The organism is Proteiniphilum sp. UBA5384 (assembly GCF_002410825.1).
Lineage (GTDB): Bacteria > Bacteroidota > Bacteroidia > Bacteroidales > Dysgonomonadaceae > Proteiniphilum.
This window is the reverse complement of record NZ_DHOS01000077.1, coordinates 1-9409: the sequence shown is the minus strand read 5'-3', so window position 1 is coordinate 9409 and position 9409 is coordinate 1. Positions and strand designations below refer to the sequence as shown.

Annotated in this window: 4 protein-coding genes; 1 reads left to right on the top strand and 3 read right to left on the bottom strand. The window is 41.9% G+C overall.

The window, feature by feature from the left end; all coding sequences use genetic code 11:
- Window positions 1–106: 106 nt before the first annotated feature.
- From B4G81_RS15100 to B4G81_RS15090, 3 genes are all read right to left on the bottom strand, one after another.
- A complete protein-coding gene (locus B4G81_RS15100; protein ID WP_294083973.1) occupies window positions 107–3061 on the bottom strand; it encodes a glycosyl hydrolase in 2955 nt (984 codons plus the stop codon).
- A 77-nt stretch (window positions 3062–3138) separates the two neighbouring features.
- Window positions 3139–4926, bottom strand: a complete 1788-nt coding sequence (locus B4G81_RS15095) for a RagB/SusD family nutrient uptake outer membrane protein (RefSeq protein WP_294083971.1) — start codon at window positions 4924–4926, stop codon at window positions 3139–3141.
- 20 nt (window positions 4927–4946) lie between these two features.
- Entirely contained in the window at window positions 4947–8015 is a 3069-nt protein-coding gene (locus B4G81_RS15090) for a SusC/RagA family TonB-linked outer membrane protein (RefSeq protein ID WP_294083969.1), read from the bottom strand.
- 979 nt (window positions 8016–8994) lie between these two features.
- Here B4G81_RS15090 and B4G81_RS15085 point away from each other — a divergent pair.
- Window positions 8995–9378 carry a hypothetical protein gene (locus tag B4G81_RS15085; RefSeq protein WP_294083968.1) on the top strand — a complete coding sequence of 128 codons (384 nt, stop codon included), beginning with the start codon at window positions 8995–8997 and terminating at the stop codon, window positions 9376–9378.
- The last annotated feature ends 31 nt before the right edge of the window (window positions 9379–9409 follow it).

The following is a 9409-nucleotide window of genomic DNA, read 5'->3' as shown; positions in this document are numbered from 1 at the left end:
GTTTTAACGAATACATACCGCTTGATCCCGAAAATTTGACAAACCTTGATTTTTTTGCATACAAAGGGTGTAAATCAAATAGCTACAAGATTTACACCCTTTGTTTTTAATGATGTTGTTTCGTTTTGATCGATACGGGACCAAGTAATCCGGATGGTTCCAGAGGTATCTCCTTGCGCGGATGTCCTCTGAAATCGTTTACCAACACAATATTGGTTTGGGTAATCTGATCCTTTTTGGGATTCATCTCATCACCTGCCACACGGTTATACCAGGAATTGACCACGGTTATTTCGAGGCTGTTTTCACCTTCCACCAATTCGTCAGTTACATCAACCCTGAAAGGTTTGGTCCATACAACCCCCTTATCTGTTCCGTTTATCCTAATTCTGGCAATACCTACATCTTTCACATTTTCCAATTGAAGAAAATAGGCGTTATGTTGTTCAGGGCTAAAATGAAATTTCTTATGATAAACAGCAGCGCCGGAGTAAAACTTGATACGCTCTTCCTTTGAAGTGCTCCAATCTATTAACTCTGGGAAATTGACCGTTCCCGGTCCACCGTATTCAGGGGAAAAATAGACACTCCAACTGCCATCCAGTTCTTGAACCGAGGTGTAACCGGGATAATTTGTCTTTTCACTACCCTGAACCGTACAGTCTATTTCCCTATTGAACAATACGATGATGGAACCGTAGGGTTCAAGGGTCAATGGCACCATAATCCGTCCGTTTTGTTGGGAGAAAGCTTTTACTTCTCGGATTTCGCCGGTCAAGGCATCCCATAGTTCCGGTTGGCGTCCCTCAATTCGAAAAACAGTTTCAATAGTTTTTACCTCCTCCGTTTGATTACTTATAAAATAGAGATCGCTACCGCCTATTGTATAGTGTATATAATCGAAATCCTCTGCACGGTCATTCGATATCTCCAAGTCCGGGAAGACCCCTTTCGATCGTAAATAGTCTCTTGCGGATATACCCCATGATACTATTCCTTTCTTGTATTTTTTACTTCCCTTGTCCTGAGTGTATTCTCCCCATATCTTATCTGCCAGTTCCCGGAATTTACGTTGTGCTTTTTCCCCACCTGTCAGGCTGATCAATCGTTCCGGTTTGTATCCAATTACTTCGGCCCCTTGCGATAAAATGGATTCCACTTTTCGTAAGGCTTCCAGTGAAAGTACCCTGTGGTCGGGCAATACCAATACCCGATACTCTATTCCTCCCGGAACAATAATTTTCCCGTTTTTCACCTTCAGGCGCATCAGGATAGTTTCATCCGTCACATCGTAATCAAATCCCGGCAATGCGCCAGCGGGATCAGCCTGTTTATTGGAAAAAACATTGGGCACATGGTCGCCGTAATAATAGAGGACATCCGCCACAAACTTTCCATTTTGCACAACAAACTGCGTACGATGCAGGTAATCCATGAATGCTCCGGATTCACTCCACCAAGTAACCTGGGGATTGACGTGCGTTCCTGCAAAATATTCCTGTCCAGGCATTCCCATTCCTTTCGGAGAGCAGGTAAAAGTGTGGAAGTAAACCCGATTTAATCCTGCACAAATCTCGTGGTCGAATGACGATTTCTGATCGCGCCACAATTCATCATTCCAATGAGGACCTATCGTTGTGAATGATTCAGCACCCACTATTTTCTTCCCATAAATATGTGCGGCCGATGAAGCTTGTTTTACAAAATAACGTTGTTGAGGAGTTGGTCGGTGCGGTGACGGCGACCAGAATTCGCTCATGGCAATATCACTATATCCATAATTTTTTATCCCGTCTAGTGGACCTGCATGAGGACCAGCCGATTCAGGTTGGATTCCCATGCCATTCTTATGGGCATATTCTGCGAAGCGGGCATAGTGATTATTGGCCACCAAATCGGCTAATGTTTTCCTGAAATCCGCCAGGAATGCATGTGTAACGTCTATATTGTCTACCACATGTCCAGCAATAACAGGTAAATAATTTTTCAGGTCGTATTTACGATAATGCTTGAATTCATCGGCAAAATTAACCGTCCAGTTCATTCCTCCACACTCCCAACTGTCGGTTTCCATGAATTTCAGTGTTGTTCCTACGTGCTTTCCTGAAGCATTCAATATAGGTTCAACTACGTCGTGCCAGTAGAAATCGAATGCGTCCCGGCTCAGATAGTCGAGCACCCTTCCTTGCCACCCTTCACTTGAAGTTGACACGTGGGCCTTGGTGCAAGTATACCCGATACGCATAATGTTCCATTCCCCGTCCGGAGCCTGCCATTTCAGGGTACCTTTCTCATCCATGAATGACGAAATATCAATTACCTCCTCTTTGTTTACGTAATAGATAAATTTGCCGTTTTTCACTTCGCTATTCTGAGGTAGAGACATATTATCCAACAAAAAACGGGTATCGGGAGCAGAACCACCCAATTCATGGAATCCGAGCTTATAATCCAAAAAGTGGATTTCCTCATTTTTTGTGGTATCTACATGGACTGGAAATGCTAATACCGTTATATCCTTATACAACTCATGATGGAGTGGCATGCTTAGCTGTAGAGTAATCTTTTGACCACCTTTAACCTTTATCTCGGAGAAGGTCAGTTGTTTAGCCGCATGCTCAGGTGTCACGCCTGGCCCTCCCAAGTTCCATCCGCTTTGTATATTGAAACCGATTTCCAATCCCAGTCTTTTCGCTTCGTCTAAAGCAAATAAAAAAAGTTCAATCCATTCGTCCGAACCGTACAAGGGCCCGGCAGGGATGTCTTTGTTACCGCGTTGGTTGTGTCCTCCAGCATCAAAGATCATAGCACCCTGGAAGTTTTTTGATCTCATGGCTTCCAGATCTTTGGTAATGGCCTCTTTGGTGACGTTTCCGTTCAACCACCACCACCAGCAATTCACGCCACTTGATGGATCCGGAGCCTTGAAGTTCCCAGATAGAAAATCATAATCAATCGACTGGATTTCTGTCTGATTTATCTCTGTATTTCTACATCCCCCTACCATCAACAGCACAACTATGGAGATAAAGATTAATCCCTGTTTTTTATAGGTTATCATAACGTTTTTTTTAGATCGGATAGTTCAGTTACCTTCTTATCCGGAATCCTATTTATTTCGACAATTGGGTTGGAATATTAATTCCAACCCGGATTTTGTGACATTGCAATATCTTTGTTCGTATCAATGACGATCTGAGGTATAGGCCACAGGTTGAAATTCTTCGTCAGAGTGACCCGAGGATCGTCCCAGTAAGCGTATTTTTTAATGCGGTCTACTGCAACTGTTCCTCCCATCCTGAGTAATGTGTTCCAGCGTTTTTCTTCATAGACAAGTTCTCTTGCCCTTTCATCCAGAATCAAATCGACATTTACGTCCGCAGCCTGTACCATGTACCCACATTTGGCACGGTTTCTCAACAGGTTGATATCGGATGCCGCCCCTGCATTATTCCCATTCCGCATTTTAGCTTCCGCGCGCAAAAGGATCGTTTCAGGCAAGCGAATCAAATATTCGTCCCGGTATAGGTTGCTTCTGTTTTGCCCATCTGTAAGTCCCGTGTATTTATCTGTGGATATCTTACAGGATACAGGGTAACATTGCGTTACAGCGGCGTCGACAGCATCTTGGCTTTGTCCCTCTTTATAGATCACATTCCAGGGAACAGGTTTACCGAAATACGCTGAACTCTCCACATTCCCTAAGAACGTTCTGCGGAAGACCGCTTCCGAATTTCGCATATCTTCCCCCCATTTCCCTTCATATATGATATCACGGGTATATATTGTCGGCATCATCTGCACGATCCCTCGTCCACCTACATCTTCCAGCGTCCCGGTTAAATGGGTTGACATCGGATCACGGAAAACAGGCCCATAGACCCGTGAATACGGTAGTTTTGACATGCCATCTTCTGCCTTAAATGCTTCGTAATCGATCTGGGCTACCCAGATAGCCTCTTTATTCCCTGACTGGTAATCCTGGTTCCCTTTCTGAAAAAGATCCCAATAGACATTTCCTTTTATGGGATAACCTGCAGCTGAATACAAGCGATCTGCAGTTTGCTTGGCTTCAGAGTTTGCAAAATAAAAATCAGGATTTTCATCCTTACGCGTGCCAAACCGTTCTGTCATTAAAGAGTACACCGGACCATCTATAACCTCATTGCCATAGCTAATTGCCTTTTCATAAGCAATCTTTGCTTCTCCTGACTGTCCAGCCTCTTCCAGGGCGATACCTTTATTTAAATAAAGCTGACATAGATTATGTTGAGCCGCACCTTTTACCAAACGTCCAGCGATAGGAGTAGTCACCGGCAGATCATTTAAGATAGCCTCCATCTCATCTATAGCAAACTGATATGTCTGCTCGCGGCTGGTTCTTTCAAAGTCATAACGAGGGGTTGTTGTAACTTCCGTAACAATGGGTACACCTCCATATAATTCACCTAAATTACGATAACAAAATGCACGGAAGAAACGTGCTTGGGCCATAGTATATGCCTTTTCTTCTTCCGAACCCCATTCAATATTGGGTAAATTCGCAGCGTACAAGGCTAAGTTTGCTTTGGCAATTAACTGGTACCAGTGTGAATAATTATTGTTAAATTCATTACTGCTTGGAGTTATGATTCCATAATCATTAAAACGATTTCCCCTTCTGATGGTAGCCACATCATACATATCTGTTCCGTTACCACTAAAAACAAAAAACGTATTGTTTTCTTCACCCATTGCAAACATGTTTCTGATATGTGCGTAACACCCGATCACTACCTGATCGACTTGCTCCGATGTGGAAAAAGCGTTGTCAACGGTATAGAATGTTTCGGGCTTCTCTGTTAAAAAATCAGCATCGTTACATCCGGCTAATAACAACAACGATAAGAGCAAGACGAATTGATTATTTATTTTTTTGTTTTTCATACTTTTATCTTCTTTTTTGATTAAAAACTAATATTAGCACCTAAAGAGAATGAGGTCAATACAGGATAAGTGTTTTCCCTTACGGCAGAGCCAACTTCCGGATCATCTCCTTCCCAATCTGTAATTGTGAAGAGATTTTTGGCAGTCAGGAATACTTTCAAGTTCTGAATGTTCAGATTTTTAACCCATGGTTCCCCGAATGAATATGACAGTGTTACATCCTGCAACCGGACAAATCCCCTGTTCTGTAATCCTCGGAAGCGTCCTCCATCTCCGGCAAATACGGCAGATGGGTATTTGTTGCTTTTATTTTCAGGTGTCCACCAGGGGATATAGATACTATTTGAATTAAACAATCCTGAACCGTTTGTCATAAAAGCTTCTCTATTCTCTTTAAAGTAATATCCTCCACCACCAAATGTTCCGGTGAGCATCATATACAGATCGATATTTTTATAGGTAAGCGTGTTGCTCATATTTAATTTGAAGTTGGGGGTCGTATATCCCAGAATGTCCCTATCTTCCGCGGTAATAACTCCATCACCATCTAAATCTCTATATTTAGGCACTCCGGCCGATACTCCGTTCTTCTGCATATATTCCGTATCCGATTCCTGAACGATCCCATCCTGCACATATCCGTAGATGGCTCCCAACGGTTTTCCGATAAATCGGCTGTTGGATATATCATCATCTTCTTTCCCGTCTCCATCCAGATCTTCACCATACAGATGGGCCAGTTTATTCCGGTTTAACCAGAACGTGATGCCCGTCGTCCATGTAAAATCGTGTTTGGCGATATTCACGGTTCGCAAGGTCATCTCAATTCCCCGGTTATTTATCTGTCCTAACGATGATTTGATCGTTTTAAATCCAGTCATGACAGGGATATTTCGTTCGAATATCTGATCGGTCGTTTTCGAAAAGTATACATCCACATCAAAAAATATGCGGTTATTTAACCATACTGATTCGAATCCCGTATTCCATGATTCCGTGGATTCCCAACCCAGATCGGCATTTCCCAATGCCCCCGGAACCATGCCGTAAAGGATATTGCTGCTGTTTCCAAATTGATACCGGGCACCGCCTTCGGCTCCATTTCGGATTGTAGATAACGTGCCGTATGGGCTTAATCCCTGATTCCCGTTTTTACCCCAAGAAAGCTTTAATTTCAAATCATCAAGGATATTTACGTTTTTCATGAATGATTCATTGGTAATCCGCCATGCGGATCCAAAAGCCATGAAATCACCCCATTTTTGATTAACCCCAAAAACCGAAGCACCGTCACGACGATATGAACCGGTGAGGTAATATTTTTCATCATACGAATAGGATGCTCTACCTAGATAACCGATATTAGCCCTTCTGTCTCCTTCAAGTAAGATTTTCTGGACAGTCGCTTTATGCAGGCCGTTAACGCCTAAGGTGGTATTCCCATTAGCTGCAAAATCATTTCCTGTAGTGTTTTCTCGCTTGTAGTCCCTGCGGTCGCGCGTTGCCACGGCAGTCAGGTCGATAGAGTGTTTGTCAAACGTAGCGGTATAATTTAAAATATTATCGATAACCCAGCTCGATATGCTCCTGTTATCAATGTTACCGTTCGCGTTCGACAGCAAGTTCTGATAGGCTGCCGGAGAATAGCGGGTCGCATCATCATAAGCCCCTTCCTTTACATAATGTGACTCGTAATAAAAATTCGTACGGTGTTCTTTTGCTACATTACCCGCGTAATTAAAACGGTAACTAAAGCCGGGCAGCCATGGCATTTTTACGACAGCATAAGCATTCAAACGAAAATTATCACGTAAGTCGGTATTATCGCGTGAACCATTGGTTACCCCCCATAAAGGATTCTGGCCGGATTGCGTGTAAGGAAATTTTTCCAGTAACTTATTCTCTTCATCCCGGTACATGACCCCATAAGGTGACATGACAAACGCCTGGTTTAGGGCTGCGCCTACCCCAGAATAATCGGATTTTGTATACGCCGCATCAGCACCGAGCTCCAGCCAACTCGTAATGTCCGTATTGATTTTACCTAAAACGGATACACGATGGTAATCATCTCCAATGACCACACCTTGATTATTTGCATAAGAACCGGATAGGTAATAGTTCATTTTTTCTCCGGACCCAGATACCGAGAGCTGATAGTCTTGTATCCATCCGGTACGGGTAGACGCATCCAGCCAGTTTATTTCCTTCCTTGCCTCCCTGTTCGCCGCTTCCTGGGGTTTTAACCACGTTAAATCGGTACTGTTGTTCCGGGCCATAACGGATTCCAACCATTGTTCGCCGTTCATCAGCTTAGGACGGTTCATCCAGCTTTGAAGGCTTCCTGAAGCGTTGAAGGTTATTACGGGCTTTGCCGACCTTCCTTTTTTCGTGGTAATAATGATTACCCCGTTGGCTGAACGGGAACCGTAGGCTGCGGCAGATGTCGCATCTTTTAGAATGTCAAAAGAGGCAATGTCATTAGGATTAATGTCATTTATATTTCCCATGAAGATAACCCCATCAAGCACGATCAACGGGTCGTTTGATCCTGAAATAGATTTCTGTCCGCGCATCTGCATGCTTGGTTGTCCTCCTGCTGAATTTGTGGCCCCTATATCCAGACCGGAAACATTTCCTTTTATTGCTTCCAATGCATTCAGGTTTGATGTAAGTGCGACGGGCGAGTTCTCCAACTTCACGGAAGATACAGAACCCGTAAAATCCTTCCTTTTAGCAGTACCGTAACCAATAACAATAATTTCGTCCAATATTTCCGAATCTTCTTGCAAAACGATATCAATCGTAGTTTTACCTTCTAACGCAATCGTCCGTGAAAGCATTCCCACATAAGATACCTCTAAAATACTGTTGGAAGGTATATTCTGTAGCACGAACCTTCCATCAATATCGGTGATGGTTCCAATTGTAGTTCCCTGAACCTGTATCGTTACTCCGATCAATGATTCTCCATTTGTATCAGTGACAGTGCCTTTCACGGCAATATCTTGGGCTGATACACATAAGTAACCCATCCACATCAGCACAAACAGGGTTACTTTCATTAGATTTAAAACTTTTCTTTTCATTTCATTGTATTTTATTTTAGATTGAGATTTGGTCCTTCCTAAAAAGTTTTTTCTGTCCAAAACAGATACAAATCTTAAACACGTAACAAATCTATAAAATCACTTTTCCAAGAGCTTGGGTCAGAAGTTGACTTAGAATTAGATGTTTTGTGTACGTGCACAGATGTGCATATGAAAAAATATGTTAAAAGCAAAATTAAAGAAGATTGATTAAGACAAACTAATTAAAATGATATAAAAACTTCAAAAAATGATTTTTAACTCGACTTTAGACAGATTACGATTATGGCTTACAAGTTATTGTTAGTTGAAAATAAATGTTTTAAAGCGGTAACAGGAATATACTTGCTGTCCGATAGAAGTATGTCAGTTAATTTACCCCAAAACAATTTTCAGAAGTTGATGTGTATAAATATATTTTCACTACTTCCAACATTACCGTTTCCCTTATACTTGTGTGGCACACCAGTTATCACCATTTTATCCGGAATCAAACAACTTTCGCAAACAATATTGACAGGGGAAGGTCCGCGAGATATTGATTGCATAAATACACGTTATACAATTTAAACGTCACTTCAGAGCATATGAAGTATAAAAAAAAAACCTAGTAAAGAGTTAGCACCATTTATTCATTCCTATAAACAACGCTACTAAATGCCCGAAACTTGAGGCGAATAGTGCTAAAGACGCTATGGTCAACGTGCCAATTTTAGCTTGTCTGATAGAAGTTTATCCCGTTTCCATACTAATCCTTATGTTATCCCTGACGCAGTTCACCTGGATTTATACGATAAAATAGATATAATTCCGTTTGATAAATTGGATGTATTCTTTAAACAAAATTTAAGATGACGGCCGAAATAAGACGTGTTCACTTAACCAAAGGTCAAGGAAACATTCGGGATGGAAAAACGTTTATTATAATAATGGTTTTACGAAAAGTACAATAACACAATTTTAAACACAATCCATCTTTATGAAATATAAAATTGGTGACAAATTTAATGTTATTATCCCGGGTTTTTCGCCCACAGTTGCGAACATTGATAATATAAAAGAGAAAGATGGTAAAGTAATGTACTGCATCTCCTTTCATGAAGAAAGGTATTTTACCTTGTGCCGGGAAATATCGGAGGAAGTTCTGGATGAATTTATTGATATCTATAACAAGAACAAGGACAGGTTGGACGAATTCATGTTGCTTGCCGGCAAAGAAGAGAAAGCCGGATTGCGACAACCCGCGTCTGATGATGAAAAGTATATGGGAGACCTCGTTGAAGATGCAGAAAATATTGCTCAGGAAAACGAGGTCGACTTCACTATGGAGCCTGAGATTATTGGCAATGATGAATCGAGCTAAAGATAGCGCCTCATCAAGATTGTATCGTCGG

Bases quoted from the DNA above. Each gene is read 5' to 3' on its own strand.
- B4G81_RS15100 (WP_294083973.1), bottom strand. From the start codon at position 3,061: ATGATAACCTATAAAAAACAGGGATTAATCTTTATCTCCATAGTTGTG.
- B4G81_RS15095 (WP_294083971.1), bottom strand. From the start codon at position 4,926: ATGAAAAACAAAAAAATAAATAATCAATTCGTCTTGCTCTTATCGTTG.
- B4G81_RS15090 (WP_294083969.1), bottom strand. From the start codon at position 8,015: ATGAAAAGAAAAGTTTTAAATCTAATGAAAGTAACCCTGTTTGTGCTG.
- B4G81_RS15085 (WP_294083968.1), top strand. From the start codon at position 8,995: ATGAAATATAAAATTGGTGACAAATTTAATGTTATTATCCCGGGTTTT.